This is a genomic window from Shigella sp. SIG6 (assembly GCF_053555815.1).
The window spans coordinates 1-21,334 of record NZ_JBQZXC010000059.1; the positions used below are offsets into that span (position 1 = coordinate 1).

A 21,334-nucleotide genomic window follows, 5' to 3' on the forward strand; every position below is an offset into this window, starting at 1 on the left:
ACCGAAAAGGTGGCGTTTGTGCAGAGAGACTAGTGCCGGGTGCGGCGTAACGCCTGATCCGGCCTACCGATTAATCGTCCAGGAAGCTACGCAACACTTCAGAACGGCTCGGGTGACGCAGTTTGCGCAGCGCCTTCGCTTCGATCTGACGGATACGTTCGCGGGTAACGTCGAACTGTTTACCCACTTCTTCCAGCGTGTGGTCGGTGTTCATATCGATACCGAAACGCATACGCAGAACTTTTGCTTCACGCGCGGTCAGGCCAGCCAGCACGTCGTGCGTTGCCGCACGCAGGCTTTCGGTGGTCGCAGAATCCAGCGGCAGCTCGAGGGTGGTATCCTCGATGAAATCCCCCAGATGCGAATCTTCATCATCACCGATCGGCGTTTCCATGGAGATTGGCTCTTTGGCGATCTTCAGCACTTTGCGGATCTTGTCTTCCGGCATCAGCATACGTTCAGCCAGTTCTTCCGGCGTCGGTTCACGGCCCATCTCTTGCAGCATCTGGCGAGAAATACGGTTGAGTTTGTTGATAGTCTCAATCATATGCACCGGAATACGGATGGTGCGCGCCTGATCCGCGATAGAACGGGTGATCGCCTGACGGATCCACCAGGTTGCGTAGGTGGAGAACTTGTAACCACGGCGGTATTCGAATTTATCAACCGCTTTCATCAGGCCGATGTTACCTTCCTGAATCAGGTCAAGGAACTGCAAGCCACGGTTGGTGTATTTCTTGGCGATAGAAATAACCAGACGTAAGTTCGCTTCAACCATCTCTTTCTTCGCACGGCGGGCTTTCGCTTCACCGATGGACATACGACGGTTGATATCTTTAACCTGCTCGATGGTCAGGCCGGTTTCTTCTTCAATCTGCTGCAGTTTTTGCAGGGCGCGATGCACTTCTTCAGAGACATCGTGCAGTTTTTCCGACCACGGCTTGTTCATCGCAATTGCCGCGTTGAACCAGGTATCGCTGGTTTCGTTGCCGGTAAACAGGGTAATGAAGTTTTTCTTCGGCATTTTGCACTGCTCAACGCAGAGCTTCATGATCAGACGTTCTTGCGTACGAACGCGGTCCATCATGACGCGCATGCTGTTGACCAGGTAGTCAAACTGCTTCGGCACCAGGCGGAACTGTTTGAATACTTCAGACAGTTTCAGGATCTCTTCCTGAGCGGCAGCGTGACTGCGACCTTTCGCTTTGATGGTGTCACGCGTTACAACGTACTGAGCGCGTAGTTCCGCAAATTTTTCGCGAGCCAGTTCCGGGTCGATGCTGTTGTCATCATCGGCGCTGTCGTCATCGCCATCTTCTTCGTCTTCATCTTCGTCATCGTCCAGATCTTCCTGGGAAAGCTCAGAACCGACGTGAGTGGCGGTAGGTGCCAGATCTTCTTCTGCGTTCGGGTCAACAAAGCCGGTGATCAGATCGGACAGACGCGCTTCTTCTGCTTCAACACGATCGTACTGTTCCAGCAGATAGGTGATCGCTTCCGGATATTCAGCAACGGAGCATTGAACCTGGTTGATCCCGTCTTCAATACGCTTAGCGATGTCAATTTCGCCTTCGCGGGTCAACAGTTCAACGGTGCCCATTTCACGCATGTACATGCGTACCGGGTCAGTCGTGCGCCCGATTTCAGATTCCACGCTGGAAAGCACCTGCGCGGCGGCTTCGGCAGCATCTTCGTCCGCGGTGTTTTCAGCCAGCATCAGATCATCGGCATCCGGTGCTTCTTCCATCACCTGAATGCCCATGTCGTTGATCATTTGGATGATGTCTTCGATCTGATCTGAATCGACGATATCTTCCGGCAGATGGTCATTGACCTCGGCATAGGTCAGATAGCCTTGCTCCTTACCACGGGTGACAAGAAGTTTCAGCTGTGACTGCGGGTTTTGCTCCATAAGACGGTATCCACACTTATTTCATGAGGTTGGTGTTGGGCGATTGACCCGATGTCCTTCAGCCGTTAACGCTGAAATCCAACGGTTGTTTACCGCCAACGATAATTACGAGGGCGTACTTATATATTTGCCGCTGCCTCTCAGTGCGGCTGTCGGGGGCTTCCCGATCGCTCTTCGGCACTTAAGCCGTTAAATCACTTTTTCGCCAGCTCCTGGTTTAATGTCCAGAGCTCCAGGCGTTCTTCGTTGCTTAAACCATGCGTGCGCTCACGAGCGATTAACTCTTCCTGGCGCAGTTCAAGCAGCGAATCAAACATATGGTTGAGTGAGTCGGTGAAGGTTTGCTCAGCAATATTCTTATCTGCTATATCGTCCCACATCGACAGTTTTTCAAGGGTGGCAGCATTATTTGTACCACGATAGTGCTCTAAAAGTTGCCCGGTGGTCAGACCTGGCTGGGAGAGACAAGTGTTGACCAGTTCTCTGAATAAGCCAAGTCCAGGGAGCTTATTTTCATCCAGATTCTCAAGCGGCGGGACCAACGTCGCTAATTCTGGATTTTGCACCAGCAACCCTATAAGTATACGCATGGTCGTGCGTTTTAGCTGCGGAACAGGGCGAGAAACGCCGCTCTCTGCCGCTTTTGGCATTAATCGTTCAAGCTGGCTGTCATCAAGTATGCCTAATTTGTTGCCTAATTCCTGACGAAGATATATTCGCAGCGTTTCGCCCGGCACTTGCGATATCAATGGCAGTGCCAGCGTACTCAAACGTGCGCGCCCGTCAGGGGTACTCAGATCAACTTGCGGCATCAGACTGTTAAACAGAAATGCGGAGAGTGGCATCGCCTGCTCCATCCGCGCTTCAAACGCTTCTTTACCTTCTTTTCGTACCAGCGTGTCAGGGTCTTCGCCATCCGGCAAAAACATAAAGCGTAGCTGACGGCCGTCTGTCATGTAAGGCAGCGCCGTTTCCAGCGCTCGCCATGCGGCATCGCGGCCTGCACGGTCGCCGTCATAACAGCAAATGACATTGTTGGTCGCACGGAACAACAGTTGTATATGATCGGCGGTGGTTGACGTACCTAACGACGCAACGGCGTAATTAATGCCGTATTGCGCCAGCGCCACCACGTCCATATAGCCTTCGACCACAAGCAGACGATTGGGTTCAGCGTTATCCTGCTGCGCTTCATAAAGACCGTAAAGCTGGCGGCCTTTATGGAAAATGTCTGTTTCCGGCGAGTTCAGGTATTTGGGGGTATCGTTGCCCAGCACGCGCCCGCCAAAACCAATCACCCGACCGCGTTTATCGCGAATGGGGAACATCACCCGTTCGCGGAAACGATCGTAACTGCGTCCCTGATCGTTAGTGACCAACATCCCCGCATCAATCAATGACTGGCGATTTTCTGGATTGCCGCCAAACCGCTTCAGGACGTTGTCCCAGCCGGGGGGCGCAAAACCAATCGCAAAGCGAGCGATAACCTCGTGGCTTAATCCGCGTTTTTCCAGATACTGGCGCGCAGACGTGGCAACAGGTTGTTGTAAAGATTGTTGGTAAAACGTATTCAGACCGTCCATCAACTGATAAAGCGTTTGCCTCTGATGGCGCTCGATCTGGCTGGGGCCGCTGCCTGCTTCAAATGGCACTTCAAGATTGTGCATTGCTGCCAGCTCTTCGACCGTTTCGACGAACTCGAGCTTGTCGTAGTTCATCAGGAAGTCGATCGCGTTGCCGTGCGCGCCACATCCAAAGCAGTGGTAAAACTGTTTCTCACCGTTAACGGTGAATGACGGGGTTTTCTCGTTGTGGAATGGACAACACGCGTGGAAATTCTTGCCCTGCTTTTTCAGCTTCACACGGGCATCGATCAGATCGACGATGTCAGTGCGTGCCAGCAGATCATTAATGAATACGCGTGGGATTCGTCCAGCCATAGGCCCCGATTTTTAGCAATTCATAAACGAAAATAAGCCGCGCATTCCTTTCGGAAGCACGGCCTTACAACTACAACTCGGTCTGATCGGAGAGCAACGCTCTCGGGGAATTAGTACAGACGAGTGCGGCGTGCGTTTTCGCGAGCCAGTTTCTTCGCGTGACGTTTCACTGCAGAAGCTTTAGCGCGCTTACGTTCGGTAGTCGGTTTTTCATAGAACTCACGACGACGAACTTCCGCCAGAACACCTGCTTTTTCGCAGGAACGCTTGAAGCGACGCAGAGCTACGTCGAACGGCTCGTTTTCACGTACTTTAATTACCGGCATGTGCCTCTCACCTTTGATTAATTCGGTTTGCCGCTGGCATCAACGCCAGCTTATTTCAAAATGGTGCGGAATTTTACTGCAATTGCTGCTGCTTTGTAAAGCACCGCGGCCTTTTTTGAAAGGGACTTTTATAAGGGTGAGGAGTATACACGAGGCTTTCTCCAGGGGCGAACAAAGTTTTACATCAACCCGCATTGGTCCTACACTGCGCGGTAATAAAGCGAGGTAAAACAAGTCATGCGTGTACTGGGTATTGAAACTTCCTGCGATGAAACCGGCATCGCCATTTACGACGATGAAAAAGGTTTGTTAGCCAACCAATTGTATAGTCAGGTGAAATTGCACGCTGACTACGGCGGCGTCGTGCCTGAACTGGCCTCCCGCGATCATGTGCGTAAAACCGTACCGTTGATCCAGGCGGCGCTAAAGGAGTCTGGTTTAACGGCAAAAGACATTGATGCTGTGGCCTATACCGCAGGCCCTGGATTAGTCGGCGCACTGCTGGTTGGCGCAACCGTGGGGCGTTCTCTGGCGTTTGCCAGGAACGTTCCGGCAATCCCGGTACACCATATGGAAGGGCATCTGTTAGCGCCGATGCTGGAAGATAACCCGCCGGAATTTCCGTTTGTCGCGCTGCTGGTGTCCGGCGGTCATACGCAGTTAATCAGCGTGACTGGCATTGGTCAGTACGAGCTGCTCGGCGAGTCTATCGATGATGCCGCCGGTGAAGCGTTTGATAAAACCGCGAAGCTGCTGGGGCTGGATTATCCTGGCGGACCGTTACTGTCGAAAATGGCGGCTCAGGGTACTGCCGGGCGCTTTGTTTTCCCGCGTCCGATGACCGACCGTCCGGGGCTGGATTTCAGCTTTTCTGGTCTGAAAACCTTTGCGGCGAACACGATTCGTGACAACGGCACCGACGACCAGACGTGTGCTGATATCGCCCGCGCCTTTGAAGATGCGGTGGTCGATACGTTGATGATTAAGTGTAAGCGAGCGTTGGATCAGACGGGCTTTAAGCGACTGGTCATGGCGGGCGGCGTGAGTGCTAACCGCACGTTACGGGCGAAGCTGGCTGAAATGATGAAAAAACGCCGCGGCGAAGTGTTCTACGCGCGTCCGGAATTTTGTACTGATAACGGCGCGATGATCGCCTATGCCGGAATGGTGCGGTTTAAAGCAGGCGCGATGGCGGATCTCGGCGTTAGCGTGCGTCCGCGCTGGCCGCTGGCGGAGTTACCGGCTGCGTAAAACTATTGGGTGCCGGAGAGCAATTCCGGCACCGTCCTCACTTAAAGCAACACCACGGGCATCCACAGTAAGCCGGTAATCACCAGCAACACGAGGAATATCAGCCCAAAAATCGCCCCCAGTCGCCAGTAATCCGCCGTTGGCAGATAACCACTACCGTAGTAAATCGGACTGGGTCCGGTGGCGTATGGTGTAAGAATGCTCCCCAGACCAATTGCCGCGCCAACCATCAGGCAGAACACCGGCAGCGGGATTTCCGGCATCGCCAGCGCGGCGGCGATCATCATCGGTGCGAGGGCGGAGGTATACGCCGTGGCGCTGGCGAAAAAGTAGCGCAGTAGATAAAACACCACAATCAACGTCACCATCACCATCACCATCACCATCGTCGGCGAATAACCACTTAAGCTGCCTGCTAACAGTTTGCCAAACCAACTAATAAAACCGGTATTGTTGAGTCCGGTCGCGAGGGTGATAAGCGAGGCCAGCCAGAAGAAAACGTTCCATGCCGCTTTATTACTGACAATGTCGTCCCAACTGATAATGCGCAGAAGCAGCATCAGCGCCACCACGCTGTAACCGACCATCGCGGCATCGATATAATCACCGCCGAAAATCCACAGCACCAGCGCGCCTACCATCAGCCCCAGCATCCGTTTTTCACGCGAACAGAGCGGGCCCATTGCCTGCAGTTCCGTCTCTGCCCAGCGCGGCACCTGATCACCAGACTTCAGTACCGGCGGGTACAGCACGTAAGCCAGCCAGGGAACCAGCAGAACCAGTAAAATGCTGAGCGGCAACATCCCGAGGAACCAGTCGCCCCAACTCAGCGTGGCGTGAGATGCGCTTTTCATCAGTCCAATTAACAGCAAGTTAGGTGCCATCGCCGTCAGGAAAATGGCGCTGGTCACGCAGTCGGCAACAATCCCCATCCACATGATGTACGAGCCAATGCTGCGCGAACTGCTGTCGTTTGGTTGTGATTGATAGAGCGGTGGCAGGTTACGGATGATGGGATAGATAATACCCGCACCACGCGCCGAGTTGGACGGTGTTACAGGTGCCAGGATCAGCTCGGAGAACATCACCGCATAGCCGAGAAACAGCGTGCGATGCCCCATCTTTTTCACCAGAATCAGCGCAATGCGGCGTCCAAGCCTGGTTTTTTCATAGCCTGTGCCAAACATAAAGGCGGCGAAAATGAGCCAGATAACCGAATTAGAAAAACCAGAAACTGCCCAGGAGAGGGATTTGGCGGTGAACTTAAAGCCTGGCTGGGCGAGCTGTTCGGGGCTGAACAGCAGCCAGGGAGAGAGTATGGCGATGATGGAGATACCCACCATCGCCACCACGGCACCCGGCACGGGTTCGAGGATCAGTCCAACGATCACGCCAGTAAAAACGGCAAAGTAGAGCCAGGTATGGTTCTCCAGCCCTGCGGGAACCGGAAGTAGAGCAATAATGGCGATGACCGCCAGCGGCGCAAGATATCGCCACCATTCAGTGGAAGGTTTCATCGTGTTATGCCTGCGAAAAAGGAGAGGGGTGAGCCTCTCCGGGAGGGTTATTTGATGTAATGGACGTGCTCGCAGATCTCTTCCACGATGGGATCGCGGCGTTCGGCGAACAGCTTTTTGTTTTCGGCTATCAGGTTGTTGCCGTGGGTATCAATAGAGACAATCAGCGGGCCGAACTCTTTGACCCGGCAGACCCACAGTGACTCCGGCATCCCGAGTTCTGTCCAGTGCACTTCTTCAATCTCTTCTACCTGGGTTGCCGCCAGCACCGCGCAGCCTGCCGGGAAAATCACATGTAACGCCTTGAATTTCTGGCAGCCTTCTTCGGTCAGCGGCCCCATACCACCTTTGCCAACCACCAGTTTTACGCCGGTCTGCTCAATAAATTCACGTTCAAAACTTTCCATACGCATACTGGTTGTCGGGCCGACAGAGACCATCTCCCATTTGTCGCCGTTTTTGCGCACGATGGGGCCAGCGTGGAAAATCGCTTTGCCGTTGAGATCGTAAGGGATCGGACGTTTCAGTTCGATCAAACGGCGGTGACAAACGTCGCGGCAGGTCACCAGCGTACCGGTCAGGTAGATCACATCGCCGACGCGAATATCTTGCAGATCTTCAGCTTTGATCGGGGTTGTCAGGATCTTTTTCATAACGCGCTCCGGGCGTGAGACAGATTTTCAAAGGTGAGATCGGCATGAACCAGCAGCGTGCCGCGACGATGCGCCCATCACTGAACTGTTGCCGGTCAGCCCTTGTGGACCAATCCCCAGACGGTTGAGTCCTTCTTCCAGGCGTAGCTCCAGTTCTGCCGCTTTTGGATTGGGATGGCGGCTGCCAATCGGGCGCAAAATGGCTTTACGCGAGAGTACGGCGGAGGTTTCCACCGAGGTGGCGATGCCCACGCCCACCAGTACCGGTGGACAGGCGTTTACGGCGAGGGTGGAGATATTTTCGAAGACGAATTTCACCACGCCTTCGTAGCCTTCTGACGGCATTAACACTTTCGAGCGGCCAGGTAGCGTGCAGCCGCCGCCTGCCATGTAAACTTCGATTTCCGCATCGTCATTGTCGGGGATGATGTCCCAGGTGACCCACGGTACGCCGCTACCGGTATTTTTGCCGGTGTTTACTTCGTCAAAAATTTCTACCGCATTGTGACGTAGTGGCGCTTTGACGGTTGCCTCTTCCACGGCTTGTTTGAGTATGATTTGCAGCTCGCCAAGCAGTGGGAAGCGGGAACCGACTTTAACGAAGAACATAATCTCCCCGGTGTCCTGACAGGCAGGACGATTCAGGTCAATCGCTTTTTGCATGTTGTCGAACATCGTATGGTAGATAATTTTCCCCATCGACGACGTTTCGGCATCCTTTAGCTGTTTTAGTTTATCCACCACGTCATCAGGCATTCGGGTAGAAATCATGGCGGTAAAGTTAGCGACAATCTCTGTCAACTTATTCACTGCCTGTTGCTTATTACTTTCGCTCATCATGGCAACTCCAGTTTTTGTATTTGTCTGGAAAAATTCACCGCCACAAACTACCACTAAAAATGTGGTTTTATATTTTTTGCCACCGTGAATATGTAATTAACAGTTCGTGAATCAACGCGAAAATAAGAATGAATATTGCGCCAGAGCAGGGAATGGCAATGTTTTGCGAAATACACTGCGCTTATCACAACTGCGGATAATTAACGATGCTGAATAGCTGGCCTTTAGCCAAAGACTTGCAGGTACTGGTAGAAATCGTCCACAGCGGGAGTTTTAGTGCTGCAGCGGCGACGCTTGGGCAAACGCCTGCATTTGTCACCAAGCGGATCCAAATCCTTGAAAATACGCTGGCAACAACGCTGCTGAACCGCTCCGCTCGCGGCGTGGTGCTGACTGAAAGTGGCCAACGTTGTTACGAACATGCGCTGGAAATCCTCACCCAATATCAGCGACTGGTCGATGACGTCACGCAAATCAAAACGCGCCCGGAGGGGATGATTCGTATTGGTTGCAGTTTTGGTTTTGGGCGCAGCCATATTGCGCCAGCCATTACCGAACTTATGCGCAATTATCCTGAGTTACAGGTGCATTTTGAATTGTTCGATCGGCAAATTGATTTAGTGCAGGATAATATTGATCTGGATATTCGTATTAATGACGAAATTCCTGATTATTATATTGCGCATCTGTTAACGAAAAATAAAAGAATATTATGCGCAGCACCTGAGTATCTGCAAAAATATCCGCAGCCACAATTATTACAGGAATTAAGTCGTCATGACTGTCTGGTGACCAAAGAGCGCGATATGACCCACGGAATATGGGAGTTGGGGAACGGTCAGGAGAAAAAATCGGTGAAGGTTAGCGGGCATCTTTCCTCCAATAGCGGCGAGATAGTGTTGCAATGGGCGCTGGAGGGCAAAGGGATTATGCTGCGTTCCGAGTGGGATGTGTTGCCGTTTCTGGAGAGTGGCAAACTGGTGCAAGTATTGTCGGAGTATGCACAAAGCGCCAATATCTGGGCTGTTTACCGGGAGCCGCTCTATCGCAGCATGAAATTACGTGTCTGCGTGGAATTTCTGGCGGCATGGTGCCAGCAACGGCTGGGCAAGCCCGATGAAGGCTATCAGGTCATGTAGATCCACCAGAAATCACTCGGGATCCTTTTCGCGCTTTCTTTTGAATTTCGTCCAGATTTTTGTCTCCTGACGACGCCACAGACGCTGGATGTTGTCATGATGACGCAGCAGGATCAGGCAAGAGAGCATCGAAACCGGGAAGGTGAATTGTGGCTTAAACCACCAGACATAAAACGGAGCAATCAGTGCACTGACAATCGCTCCCAGCGACGAGTATCCGCTCAATAGCACGGTCAGTAACCAGGTTCCCGCCATTACTCCGGTGAGATCCCAGCCAATTGGTGCGATTGCTCCAAAAGCGGTAGCAACGCCTTTTCCTCCTTTAAAACCGAAGAAAACGGGCCAGATGTGTCCAAGACAGGCGGCGATGGCAATTAAGCCTAGCCAGAAGGGGCTGACACCTAATTCATACGCGCCCCAGACAGGCAACATTCCTTTCAGAACGTCGAAAATCAGTACTGCTACGGCTGCTCCCTTGCCACCGATACGTAACACATTGGTTGCGCCTGGATTGCCGGAGCCGCTGGTTCGCGGATCGGGCAGCCCACACAAGCGGCAAACCAGAATGGCACTGGAAATGGAGCCGCAGAGGTACGAGATGAGGATCATTCCAGGCGCGATTGCACTCATAAGCTGTTCCGTTTTGAAAATTCGTGTTCAACGATGAATCTGTGGATAATACGCACATTTCGCCGGAAGTGGTATCCGGTTAGCCAAAAAGCAGGCAGGACGTGATGGATATTGTATTTATAGAGCAACTTTCGGTAATCACCACTATTGGTGTTTACGACTGGGAACAGACCATCGAACAGAAGTTAGTGTTCGATATCGAAATGGCATGGGATAACCGTAAAGCGGCGAAAAGTGATGATGTGGCGGATTGCCTCAGTTACGCTGACATTGCAGAAACGGTGGTCAGCCACGTCGAGGGGGCGCGTTTTGCGCTGGTGGAACGCGTGGCTGAAGAGGTGGCGGAGCTGCTGTTAGCACGCTTCAACTCGCCGTGGGTGCGTATCAAACTCAGCAAGCCAGGCGCAGTGGCGCGGGCGGCGAATGTTGGCGTAATCATTGAGCGTGGCAATAATCTGAAAGAAAATAATTAATTTTACAGCTGTTAAACCAAACGGTTATAACCTGGTCATACTGCAGTAGTTCGGACAAGCGGTACATTTTAATAATTTAGGGGTTTATTGATGAGCGATATGCACTCGCTGCTGATAGCGGCAATATTGGGTGTGGTCGAAGGATTGACAGAATTTCTGCCGGTATCCAGCACGGGCCATATGATTATTGTCGGTCACTTGTTGGGGTTTGAGGGCGACACGGCGAAAACCTTTGAAGTTGTGATCCAGTTAGGATCAATTCTGGCGGTAGTAGTGATGTTCTGGCGGCGTCTGTTTGGCCTGATTGGCATCCACTTTGGCCGCCCGTTGCAGCACGAAGGTGAAAGCAAAGGTCGTTTAACGCTGATCCACATTTTGCTGGGGATGATTCCGGCGGTGGTACTGGGGCTATTATTCCACGACACGATTAAGTCATTGTTTAACCCGATAAATGTGATGTATGCGCTGGTCGTTGGCGGTTTGTTGCTGATTGCCGCCGAATGCCTGAAGCCGAAAGAGCCGCGTGCGCCGGGTCTTGATGATATGACCTATCGTCAGGCGTTTATGATTGGCTGTTTCCAGTGTCTGGCGCTGTGGCCGGGTTTCTCCCGTTCCGGGGCGACCATCTCAGGTGGGATGCTGATGGGCGTGAGCCGTTACGCTGCTTCCGAGTTCTCGTTCCTGCTGGCGGTACCGATGATGATGGGCGCAACGGCGCTCGATCTCTACAAAAGCTGGGGCTTCCTGACAACCGGCGATATCCCGATGTTTGCCGTTGGGTTTATCACCGCTTTTGTGGTGGCGCTGATAGCGATTAAAACCTTCCTGCAATTGATTAAGCGCATTTCGTTTATCCCGTTCGCCATTTATCGCTTTATTGTGGCGGCTGCGGTGTATGTCGTGTTCTTTTGATTGAGAAAAGGTTCGGGAGCAGGCCGGGTTTTCTCCCTCGCTCTGTAGGGAGAGGGCCGGGGTGGGGGTGATTGTTCGCACCGGTGCTGGTCTGTTCCCCTCACCCTAACCCTCTCCCCGAAGGGGCGAGGGGACGGTTCGTGCTAACGTTTAGTTTTATACTCAGTCAGGCTTTGGGCAACGTTGTTCCTTCCAGCTGGCTACCGCCGCAATCCGCCGTCGGGTCAGCTCCTCGCGAATCTCCACGCCTTTAAATCCCGCTTCAACGACCGCTTTTGTCGGCACTGACTGCGCCACTTCCCAGCCTTCGCGCAACCAACGGCCTTGCGGGTAGTCCGCTGATTCAAAACCGGTTCTGCCGCGCACGTCAGCCTCGCTGGTCAGCGCCAGTTGCTCGACACGCTGCGGTTTACGCCAGGCATCGATGGAATCAAATAATTTGACGATGGTTTTTGGGTTCAGCATTGGGAAGGTGTGGATGAGATCGTGAAACTCAGCCACCAGTCTGGCTAAATCGCGAATTTCATTTGGCACGCGCAGACGCTGGCATAGTTGTTCCACTAACTTAACACCCGCCGGGCCATGCCCATGATGACGCGGCCAAAGTTCTGGCGGCGTCAGTCCTTTACCGAGATCGTGGCATAAAGTTGCGAAACGGACATCAACCTGCGGACTCAGCATCGCCGCCATTGAGAGCGTCATTAAGGTATGAATACCCGTGTCGATTTCCGGATGCCACCTGGCAGGTGCCGGAACGCCAAACAGTGCGTCAATTTCCGGGAATAAAACGCGAAGTGCGCCGCAATCGCGCAGTACCTGGAAGAACACCTGGGGATTGCGGGTGGTGAGGGCGCTTTCCGTCTCTTTCCATACCCGTTCAGGAGTCAGGTGTTCCAGTTCACCCGCATGGGTCATCTCGCGCATCAGCGTCAGAGTTTCATCGGCAATACGAAAACCAAGGTGGGCATAACGCGCAGCAAAACGCGCCACGCGCAGTACGCGTAACGGATCTTCGCCAAAAGCGGGGGAAACATGGCGCAACAGACGATTTTGCAGATCGCCCAGACCGTTGTACGGGTCGATAATCTCGCCGTTATCGTCCTGGGCCAGCGCATTAATGGTCAGATCGCGACGCTTAAGATCATCTTCCAGCGTGACATCCGGTGCGGCATAGCAAGTAAAACCGGTGTAACCGGAACCGGATTTCCGTTCGGTACGTGCCAGCGCATACTCTTCATGCGTTTGCGGATGCAGAAACACAGGAAAATCGCGGCCTACCTGCTGGTAGCCCGCGTCGAGCATCTCCTGTGGCGTACTGCCGACCACCACCCAATCTCTGTCTTTGACCAATAGCCCTAACAATGCATCCCGAACAGCACCACCGACCAGATAAATCTTCACGCCATCATCCCTTCGTCAAATACACAATTCCTAATAATAAGACAGTGCAACGAAGAAGGCGATTTAGTTCATCCAGCGATCTTTGCGTTTGCGGCTTGGGATCAGGTGCGGCAGTACCAGACCGAGCAGCAAGCCAAGCCCTAGCACGCCACCGCCATACATAAACCATTGCATGATGATGGTGCGCTGTTTGTCATCCAGCTGTACGCTGGCGGCATCGACCTTTTTCTGCGCGACAATCAGCTCGTTTTTCAGTTTCTGATTTTCTTCTTTTAACCCGTTGATCACGCTGTCGCTCTGCGCCACTTTTTGCTGCATTTCTGCGGTGCGCTGATTCCAGGTGTTATCGATATTGGTGAGTTTATCGGTCAGGGTTTTGACCTGATTTTCCAGATCTGGCACACGGGAGCGCAGGCTTGGCTCAGTGCTAAGTTGTTTCAACGGGATCCAGGCGGTACGGCCAGAGCTGTCTTTCACCTGGGCATAATTGGTGTTGGCGTCAGTTTGTAATAAGGTCACTTCCTCGCCGGCGTTAACCGTGCCCACGAGGCGATAATGATCTCCCGGACCGCTACGGACCCAGGTATTCAGTTCGTCAGAAACATAGCGCGTTTCTTCAGCGTGTGAGACGGCAGTCGCGCTAAGTGCGAGTAAAGTTAATCCGATCAGGCGTAATTTTGGCATCAGGCTGTCGTTATTGTCATGGAAAGTGGAACGATAGTAGTGGCATCAGTGTCGCTACGCAAAGCATTCGACATCAATCGGAATCCTCTGTGTCAGGTCTTGCCACTGCTTCAAACTTTTACGCCCGTCAAATTGCCCGTTGCATGGCAATTTGGCGCAAAATACTATCTACTGACAAAAAAGATCGCATTAAGTTCGCCGTTCATCGTCACTTATGTGACATAACCGATAAGTAAAGGCCATGGCTCAGGAAATCGAATTAAAGTTTATTGTTAATCACAGTGCCGTTGAGGCGTTGCGTGAGCATCTCAATACGCTGGGCGGCGAGCACCATGACCCCGTGCAGTTGCTGAATATTTACTACGAAACGCCGGATAACTGGCTGCGTAGGCACGATATGGGCTTACGTATTCGTGGCGAAAACGGTCGCTATGAGATGACCATGAAAGTTGCAGGAAGAGTGACAGGCGGCTTACACCAGCGCCCGGAATATAACGTGGCGTTGAGCGAACCGACGCTCGACCTGGCGCAGTTACCGACGGAAATCTGGCCGAACGGCGAATTGCCTGCCGATCTCGCTTCCCGCGTGCAGCCGCTGTTTAGCACCGATTTTTATCGCGAAAAATGGCTAGTAGAGATCGATGGCAGCCGAATTGAAATCGCTCTCGACCAGGGGGAAGTGAAAGCGGGTGAATTTGCTGAGCCTATCTGCGAGCTGGAACTGGAGCTGCTTAGCGGCGACACGCGCGCGGTGCTGAAACTGGCGAACCAACTGGTATCGCAAACCGGATTACGCCAGGGCAGCCTGAGCAAAGCGGCGCGTGGCTATCATCTGGCGCAGGGCAATCCGGCGCGTGAAATCAAACCGACCACCATTTTGCATGTTGCGGCAAAAGCCGATGTGGAACAGGGGCTGGAAGCGGCGCTCGAGCTGGTGTTAGCGCAATGGCAGTATCATGAAGAACTGTGGGTACGCGGCAACGATGCAGCGAAAGAGCAGGTGCTGGCAGCCATTAGCCTAGTCCGTCATACACTGATGCTGTTCGGTGGCATTGTGCCGCGTAAAGCGAGCACTCACTTACGTGATTTGCTGACTCAATGCGAAGCGACCATCGCTTCTGCGGTTTCTGCCGTGACGGCGGTCTACTCTACCGAAACGGCAATGGCGAAGCTGGCGTTGACCGAATGGCTGGTAAGCAAAGCATGGCAGCCGTTTTTAGATGCCAAAGCGCAGGGCAAAATTAGCGACTCCTTCAAACGCTTTGCCGATATCCATCTTTCCCGCCATGCCGCTGAACTGAAAAGCGTTTTCTGCCAGCCGTTAGGCGATCGCTACCGTGACCAGTTGCCACGCCTGATGCGTGATATTGACTCAATACTGTTGCTGGCGGGTTACTATGATCCTGTCGTCGCGCAAGCTTGGCTGGAGAACTGGCAGGGGCTGCGTCACGCTATTGCGACCGGGCAACGCATTGAAATTGAACATTTCCGTAATGAGGCAAACAATCAGGAACCGTTCTGGTTGCACAGCGGAAAACGTTAATCAGGCAAGGATAAAATCGCTTATGAAGCCGCTCTCTTCACCGTTACAGCAGTACTGGCAGACCGTTGTTGAGCGGCTGCCAGAGCTTTTAGCCGAGGAATCACTTAGTGCACAGGCGAAGTCAGTACTTACTTTCAGTGATTTTGTGCAGGACAGCGTGATTGCGCATCCAGAGTGGCTGACGGAACTGGAAAGCCAACCGCCACAGGCTGACGAATGGCAACATTACAGCGTGTGGTTGCAGGAGGCGCTCAGTAATGTGAGCGACGAAGCCGGGTTAATGCGCGAGCTGCGGCTATTCCGGCGGCGCATTATGGTGCGCATCGCATGGGCGCAAACGCTGGCACTGGTTACTGAAGAGAGCATATTGCAGCAGCTCAGTTATCTGGCGGAGACGCTGATTGTTGCGGCGCGTGACTGGCTGTATGACGCCTGCTGCCGCGAGTGGGGAACGCCGTGCAATGCGCAGGGCGAAGCGCAACCGCTGCTGATCTTAGGCATGGGTAAGCTGGGCGGCGGGGAACTGAATTTCTCCTCTGATATCGATCTGATTTTTGCCTGGCCGGAACATGGTTGTACGCAGGGCGGACGCCGGGAACTGGATAACGCGCAGTTTTTTACCCGCATGGGGCAGCGGCTGATTAAAGTGCTGGATCAACCAACGCAGGATGGCTTCGTCTATCGCGTGGATATGCGACTGCGTCCGTTTGGCGAAAGTGGCCCGCTGGTGCTGAGCTTTGCCGCGTTGGAGGATTATTACCAGGAGCAGGGACGCGACTGGGAGCGTTACGCGATGGTCAAAGCGCGGATTATGGGCGATAGCGAAGGCGTCTATGCTAACGAGTTGCGTGCGATGCTGCGCCCGTTTGTTTTCCGTCGTTACATCGATTTCAGCGTGATTCAGTCGCTGCGCAACATGAAAGGGATGATTGCCCGTGAAGTGCGTCGACGTGGTTTGACCGACAATATCAAACTCGGCGCAGGCGGCATTCGCGAAATTGAATTTATCGTTCAGGTGTTCCAGCTCATTCGCGGTGGGCGCGAACCGTCGCTGCAGTCGCGCTCTTTACTGCCAACGCTCAGCGCCATTGCCGCGCTGCATCTGCTTTCTGAAAACGATGCTGAACAATTGCGAGTGGCATATCTGTTCCTGCGGCGTCTGGAAAACCTGCTGCAAAGCATTAACGACGAACAAACCCAAACGCTTCCTTCTGATGAGCTTAACCGTGCGCGGCTGGCGTGGGCGATGGACTTTGCTGACTGGCCGCAACTGACCGGGGCGCTGACCGCACATATGACCAATGTGCGCCGGGTGTTTAATGAATTGATTGGCGACGACGAAAGTGAAACTCAGGAAGAGTCGCTGTCGGAACAGTGGCGTGAGCTGTGGCAGGATGCGTTGCAGGAAGATGACACTACGCCAGTGCTGGCGCATCTTAGCGAGGATGATCGCAAACAGGTCCTAACGCTGATTGCTGATTTCCGCAAAGAGCTGGATAAGCGTACTATCGGTCCGCGAGGACGTCAGGTGCTCGACCATCTGATGCCACATCTGCTAAGTGATGTCTGTGCGCGTGAAGACGCTGCTGTCACGCTGTCGCGCATTACCGCCTTGCTGGTGGGGATTGTTACCCGCACAACCTATTTAGAATTGCTCAGTGAATTCCCTGCGGCGCTTAAACATTTGATTTCTCTGTGTGCCGCATCGCCGATGATTGCCAGCCAGCTAGCGCGTTATCCATTATTGCTGGATGAATTGCTCGATCCAAATACCCTTTACCAGCCGACGGCGACCGATGCTTACCGTGATGAACTGCGCCAGTATTTGCTGCGCGTGCCGGAAGATGACGAAGAACAACAGCTTGAGGCGCTGCGTCAGTTCAAACAGGCGCAGCTGTTACGCATTGCGGCAGCGGATATCGCCGGTACGCTACCGGTAATGAAAGTGAGCGATCACTTAACCTGGCTGGCAGAAGCTATGATAGATGCCGTCGTTCAGCAGGCGTGGGGTCAAATGGTGGCCCGCTACGGTAAGCCAAATCACCTCAACGAACGTGAAGGGCGCGGTTTTGCGGTGGTCGGCTACGGCAAGCTGGGCGGCTGGGAGTTAGGCTACAGTTCCGATCTTGACCTTATCTTCCTCCATGATTGCCCAATGGATGCGATGACTGACGGCGAGCGGGAAATCGACGGGCGGCAGTTTTATCTGCGTCTGGCGCAACGCATTATGCATCTGTTCAGTACGCGTACCTCTTCCGGCATTTTGTATGAAGTGGATGCTCGACTGCGTCCGTCCGGGGCGGCGGGAATGCTGGTGACATCCGCAGAAGCATTTGCCGATTATCAGAAAAACGAGGCCTGGACGTGGGAACATCAGGCGCTGGTGCGTGCGCGTGTAGTGTACGGCGATCCGCAGCTCACTGCGCACTTTGACGCGGTGCGTCGTGAGATTATGACACTGCCGCGAGAAGGTAAAACTCTGCAAACGGAAGTGCGGGAAATGCGCGAGAAAATGCGCGCTCATCTCGGCAATAAACATCGTAATCGCTTTGATATCAAAGCCGATGAAGGCGGAATTACCGATATCGAATTTATTACCCAATATCTGGTGTTGCGCTACGCTCATGAAAAACCGAAGTTAACGCGCTGGTCAGACAACGTGCGTATTCTGGAGCTGCTGGCGCAAAACGACATTATGGAAGAGCAGGAAGCGATGGCGCTGACCCGTGCTTACACGACGCTGCGCGATGAACTTCATCATCTGGCATTACAGGAATTGCCGGGCCATGTGTCGGAGGATTGCTTCACCGCAGAGCGTGATCTGGTGCGGGCAAGCTGGCAGAAGTGGCTGGTGGAAGAATGAAGTATGGTATTATCGCGCGCAAATTTTGAATCTCTCAGGAGACAGGAATGAAAGTAACGCTGCCAGAGTTTGAACGTGCAGGAGTGATGGTGGTTGGTGATGTGATGCTGGATCGTTACTGGTACGGCCCCACCAGTCGTATCTCGCCGGAAGCGCCGGTGCCCGTGGTTAAAGTGAATACCATCGAAGAACGTCCGGGCGGCGCGGCTAACGTGGCGATGAATATCGCTTCTCTCGGTGCTAATGCACGCCTGGTCGGGTTGACGGGCATTGACGATGCAGCGCGCGCGCTGAGTAAATCTCTGGCCGACGTCAACGTCAAATGCGACTTCGTTTCTGTACCGACGCATCCGACCATCACCAAATTACGGGTACTTTCCCGCAACCAACAGCTGATCCGTCTGGATTTTGAAGAAGGTTTCGAAGGTGTTGATCCGCAGCCGCTGCACGAGCGGATTAATCAGGCGCTGAGTTCGATTGGCGCGCTGGTGCTTTCTGACTACGCCAAAGGTGCGCTGGCAAGCGTACAGCAGATGATCCAACTGGCGCGTAAAGCGGGCGTTCCGGTGCTGATTGATCCAAAAGGTACCGATTTTGAGCGCTACCGCGGCGCTACGCTGCTGACACCGAATCTCTCGGAATTTGAAGCTGTTGTCGGTAAATGTAAGACCGAAGAAGAGATTGTTGAGCGCGGCATGAAACTGATTGCCGATTACGAACTCTCGGCTCTGTTAGTGACCCGTTCCGAACAGGGTATGTCGCTGCTGCAACCGGGTAAAGCGCCGCTGCATATGCCAACCCAGGCGCAGGAAGTGTATGACGTTACCGGTGCGGGCGACACGGTGATTGGCGTCCTGGCGGCAACGCTGGCAGCGGGTAATTCGCTGGAAGAAGCCTGCTTCTTTGCCAATGCGGCGGCTGGCGTGGTGGTCGGCAAACTGGGAACCTCCACGGTTTCGCCGATCGAGCTGGAAAATGCAGTGCGTGGGCGCGCAGATACCGGCTTTGGCGTGATGACCGAAGAGGAACTGAAGCTGGCCGTAGCGGCAGCGCGTAAACGCGGTGAAAAAGTGGTGATGACCAATGGCGTCTTTGACATCCTGCACGCCGGACACGTCTTCTATCTGGCAAATGCCCGCAAACTGGGTGACCGCTTGATTGTCGCTGTGAACAGCGATGCCTCCACCAAACGGCTGAAAGGGGATTCCCGCCCCGTTAACCCGCTCGAACAGCGTATGATTGTGCTGGGCGCACTGGAAGCGGTCGACTGGGTGGTGTCGTTTGAAGAAGACACGCCGCAGCGCTTGATCGCCGGGATCCTGCCAGATTTACTGGTGAAGGGCGGCGACTATAAACCAGAAGAGATCGCCGGGAGTAAAGAAGTCTGGGCCAACGGCGGCGAAGTGCTGGTGCTCAACTTCGAAGACGGTTGCTCGACCACTAACATCATCAAGAAGATCCAACAGGATAAAAAAGGCTAACCGGAAAGCGGTTCACAGATCTCGCTTCGTAGCAGGCAGGCCTATTGACGCTGTTGTTTTTTCAACCTAAAGTAAAGGAACAAGGGTAAGGGAGGATTTCTCCCCCCTCTGATCAGTTGTTAGTAAGTCGGGAAACTTAACAGTAACAACACAACCAGTATGATGACGAACTTCATCATAACCCTTTCCTTCTATAAGGCCCCTTCCTCGGGAGGGGCTTTCCCGTTTCAGCCCCTTGCTGACTCCCCGATTGTTGATGAGCGCCGGACCCCGCGCAACGCTTTCCCTGAAGCAGTTTTGCCTTCCCCGAGCGGTCACGCAAAACGCTGCAACGTCCTGAGCATTTGCACCTTTTAGCGGAACGCAGATATAAAAAATCCCCGGCTTTTTGGGCCAGGGATATGTGTTAATGAAACCTTCTTGACGCTGATTTTTTTTCAACCTAAAGTAAAGGAACAAGGGTGAGGGAGAATTTCTCCCCCCTCTGATTGGCTGTTAATAAGCTGCGAAACTTACGAGTAACAACACAATCAGTATGATGACGAGCTTCATCATAACCCTTTCCTTCTGTAAGGCCCCTTCCTCGGGAGGGGCTTTCCCGTTTCAGCCCTTTGCTGACTCCCCGATTGTTGATGAGCGCCGGACCTCGCGCAACGCTTTCCCAGAGGCAGTTTTGCCTTCCCCGAGCGGTCACGCAAAACGTTGCAACGACCTGATCATTTGCAGTTTTTAGCGGAACGCAGATATAAAAAATCCCCGGCTTTTTGTGCCAGGGACGTTCATAGCTGAAAATTTATTCTACGTTTTCGGCGACGGGAGTTGTTGAGGTTAAGGGTGAAGTCAATGCCGCCAGTGAACCGCCTGAAACGCCAATTTCATTGAGCAAGGAGTCAATCAGCGGAGCCTGTGTGCGGTAAGAGAGAGCGGCTGATAATGCTTGTTCCGCTAGGTTTCCGCCCCCCACATTACCCGTGTTTGCATCACCCGCAGCGCTGCCACGATTCAGACCATCGACCTGAATAATCTTGATACCGTCAATAGATTTCATCGGCTCAACGGATTTTTCTATTACCGCAGGTAGCGCCTGCAACAAGGCCAGTTTGAATTTAAGGCTGGTTTGTTCATCAGAAAGTACGTTGATAGCATCGTTCAGCGCACGTTGTGCTTCTGCTTCCGCCAGACCCTTTTTACGTGTAGCTTCGGCTAACTCAACGATAGCCGCCGCCTGCATCTCTGCGGCTTCTTTTTCTGCTTTCGCCCGCACGGTCAGTTCAACCGCTTTGGTTTCTGCATCCTGCGCGGCAGCGATTAGGGCAACTTGTTTAGCACGATCGGCTTCTGCGGTCTGGCGAGTGGTTTCTACGTTTTGTTGCGCACTTACTGCTTCTGCGAGTGCAAGGTTAGCACGCGCTTCTGCCTGGGACTGTTGTTCCGATTTGGCGGCAATAGCGATCGATTTCGTCTGGTTGGCGATTTCGGTGACCTGCTGCTGTTCGATCTCTTTAATACGAACTTCACGTTCAGCCTCAACCTTTCTTGAGCGGACGGCCTGCTCGCGCTCGATCTCCGTTTCCTGAATTTGTCGTTCAGCCAGAATTCGCGTCTGCTCTGCTTCACGACGACGTTCAGCTTCAAAAGCCGCAATACGTGCATTCTGTTCGGCAGTACGGGTTTTAACCTGCTGCTCCTGCTCAAGCGTCATAAACGCTTCTTGTTGTTCGGTAATGACTCCAACTTACTGATTGTGTTTTATGTTCAGATAATGCCCT

Annotated in this window: 17 protein-coding genes and 2 pseudogenes; 7 read left to right on the forward strand and 12 right to left on the reverse strand. The window is 53.3% G+C overall.

The features are described 5' to 3' along the window. Positions 1–70: 70 nt before the first annotated feature. From rpoD to rpsU, 3 genes are all read right to left on the reverse strand, one after another. A complete protein-coding gene (rpoD, locus tag ACUU1M_RS11515) occupies positions 71–1,912 on the reverse strand; it encodes an RNA polymerase sigma factor RpoD (protein ID WP_000437371.1) in 1,842 nt (613 codons plus the stop codon). 194 nt (positions 1,913–2,106) lie between these two features. Next, positions 2,107–3,852, reverse strand: coding sequence for a DNA primase (gene dnaG, locus ACUU1M_RS11520; protein ID WP_000918827.1), 1,746 nt, complete (start codon positions 3,850–3,852; stop codon positions 2,107–2,109). 110 nt (positions 3,853–3,962) lie between these two features. Next, complete coding sequence (rpsU, locus tag ACUU1M_RS11525; protein WP_001144069.1) at positions 3,963–4,178, reverse strand: 30S ribosomal protein S21; 216 nt, start codon at positions 4,176–4,178, stop codon at positions 3,963–3,965. Positions 4,179–4,415: 237 nt separating this feature from the next. On the opposite strand from rpsU, the gene tsaD reads away from it, so the two are divergent. After that, on the forward strand, positions 4,416–5,429 hold the full coding sequence (tsaD, locus tag ACUU1M_RS11530; RefSeq protein ID WP_001264349.1) for a tRNA (adenosine(37)-N6)-threonylcarbamoyltransferase complex transferase subunit TsaD: 1,014 nt from the start codon (positions 4,416–4,418) through the stop codon (positions 5,427–5,429). A gap of 41 nt (positions 5,430–5,470) precedes the next feature. Here tsaD and ttdT read toward each other — a convergent pair whose 3' ends face one another. The 3 genes and pseudogenes from ttdT to ttdA form a co-directional block, all read right to left on the reverse strand. Beyond that, the gene (gene ttdT, locus ACUU1M_RS11535; protein WP_000804981.1) at positions 5,471–6,946 is read right to left on the reverse strand and encodes an L-tartrate/succinate antiporter; all 1,476 of its coding nucleotides are present in this window, start codon (positions 6,944–6,946) and stop codon (positions 5,471–5,473) included. A gap of 47 nt (positions 6,947–6,993) precedes the next feature. Next, complete coding sequence (gene ttdB, locus ACUU1M_RS11540; protein WP_000722957.1) at positions 6,994–7,599, reverse strand: L(+)-tartrate dehydratase subunit beta; 606 nt, start codon at positions 7,597–7,599, stop codon at positions 6,994–6,996. Beyond that, positions 7,596–8,439: pseudogene (gene ttdA / locus ACUU1M_RS11545) on the reverse strand (L(+)-tartrate dehydratase subunit alpha). The gene ttdB and the pseudogene ttdA overlap by 4 nt, the downstream one beginning before the upstream one ends. A 206-nt stretch (positions 8,440–8,645) precedes the next feature. Here ttdA and ttdR point away from each other — a divergent pair. Beyond that, positions 8,646–9,578, forward strand: a complete 933-nt coding sequence (ttdR, locus tag ACUU1M_RS11550; RefSeq protein WP_152028951.1) for an L-tartrate utilization transcriptional activator TtdR — start codon at positions 8,646–8,648, stop codon at positions 9,576–9,578. Between the two features lie 12 nt (positions 9,579–9,590). Here the strand turns inward: ttdR and plsY are convergent, their stop codons facing one another. Next, positions 9,591–10,208 carry a glycerol-3-phosphate 1-O-acyltransferase PlsY gene (gene plsY, locus ACUU1M_RS11555; RefSeq protein ID WP_001272803.1) on the reverse strand — a complete coding sequence of 206 codons (618 nt, stop codon included), beginning with the start codon at positions 10,206–10,208 and terminating at the stop codon, positions 9,591–9,593. Between the two features lie 104 nt (positions 10,209–10,312). Between plsY and folB the strand changes: the two genes are divergently transcribed. Both folB and bacA read left to right on the forward strand, forming a co-directional pair. Continuing rightward, on the forward strand, positions 10,313–10,681 hold the full coding sequence (gene folB, locus ACUU1M_RS11560; protein WP_001295541.1) for a bifunctional dihydroneopterin aldolase/7,8-dihydroneopterin epimerase: 369 nt from the start codon (positions 10,313–10,315) through the stop codon (positions 10,679–10,681). A 90-nt stretch (positions 10,682–10,771) separates the two neighbouring features. Continuing rightward, positions 10,772–11,593: an undecaprenyl-diphosphate phosphatase gene (bacA, locus tag ACUU1M_RS11565; protein WP_001305111.1), complete on the forward strand. Its 822-nt coding sequence runs from the start codon at positions 10,772–10,774 to the stop codon at positions 11,591–11,593. 162 nt (positions 11,594–11,755) lie between these two features. Here the strand turns inward: bacA and cca are convergent, their stop codons facing one another. Together cca and ACUU1M_RS11575 are read right to left on the reverse strand one after the other, a co-directional pair. Further along, positions 11,756–12,994: a fused tRNA nucleotidyltransferase/2',3'-cyclic phosphodiesterase/2' nucleotidase/phosphatase Cca gene (gene cca / locus ACUU1M_RS11570; protein ID WP_000708438.1), complete on the reverse strand. Its 1,239-nt coding sequence runs from the start codon at positions 12,992–12,994 to the stop codon at positions 11,756–11,758. Between the two features lie 63 nt (positions 12,995–13,057). Further along, complete coding sequence (locus ACUU1M_RS11575) at positions 13,058–13,678, reverse strand: TIGR04211 family SH3 domain-containing protein (protein ID WP_001125331.1); 621 nt, start codon at positions 13,676–13,678, stop codon at positions 13,058–13,060. A gap of 241 nt (positions 13,679–13,919) precedes the next feature. Between ACUU1M_RS11575 and ygiF the strand changes: the two genes are divergently transcribed. The 3 genes from ygiF to hldE are packed head-to-tail and all read left to right on the forward strand — an operon-like array spanning position 13,920 to position 19,565. Further along, positions 13,920–15,221, forward strand: coding sequence for an inorganic triphosphatase (gene ygiF, locus ACUU1M_RS11580; RefSeq protein WP_000046324.1), 1,302 nt, complete (start codon positions 13,920–13,922; stop codon positions 15,219–15,221). A gap of 22 nt (positions 15,222–15,243) precedes the next feature. Then, positions 15,244–18,084 carry a bifunctional [glutamate--ammonia ligase]-adenylyl-L-tyrosine phosphorylase/[glutamate--ammonia-ligase] adenylyltransferase gene (gene glnE / locus ACUU1M_RS11585; protein WP_005077046.1) on the forward strand — a complete coding sequence of 947 codons (2,841 nt, stop codon included), beginning with the start codon at positions 15,244–15,246 and terminating at the stop codon, positions 18,082–18,084. A gap of 47 nt (positions 18,085–18,131) precedes the next feature. Beyond that, the gene (gene hldE / locus ACUU1M_RS11590) at positions 18,132–19,565 is read left to right on the forward strand and encodes a bifunctional D-glycero-beta-D-manno-heptose-7-phosphate kinase/D-glycero-beta-D-manno-heptose 1-phosphate adenylyltransferase HldE (RefSeq protein WP_000869173.1); all 1,434 of its coding nucleotides are present in this window, start codon (positions 18,132–18,134) and stop codon (positions 19,563–19,565) included. Between the two features lie 119 nt (positions 19,566–19,684). Here the strand turns inward: hldE and ibsE are convergent, their stop codons facing one another. From ibsE to ACUU1M_RS11605, 3 genes and pseudogenes are all read right to left on the reverse strand, one after another. Continuing rightward, complete coding sequence (gene ibsE, locus ACUU1M_RS11595; RefSeq protein ID WP_001387082.1) at positions 19,685–19,744, reverse strand: type I toxin-antitoxin system Ibs family toxin; 60 nt, start codon at positions 19,742–19,744, stop codon at positions 19,685–19,687. Positions 19,745–20,060: 316 nt separating this feature from the next. Then, the gene (locus tag ACUU1M_RS11600; RefSeq protein WP_001387081.1) at positions 20,061–20,120 is read right to left on the reverse strand and encodes a type I toxin-antitoxin system Ibs family toxin; all 60 of its coding nucleotides are present in this window, start codon (positions 20,118–20,120) and stop codon (positions 20,061–20,063) included. Positions 20,121–20,358: 238 nt separating this feature from the next. Beyond that, positions 20,359–21,285: pseudogene (locus ACUU1M_RS11605) on the reverse strand (flotillin domain-containing protein); the annotation flags it as partial. Between the last annotated feature and the right edge of the window lie 49 nt (positions 21,286–21,334).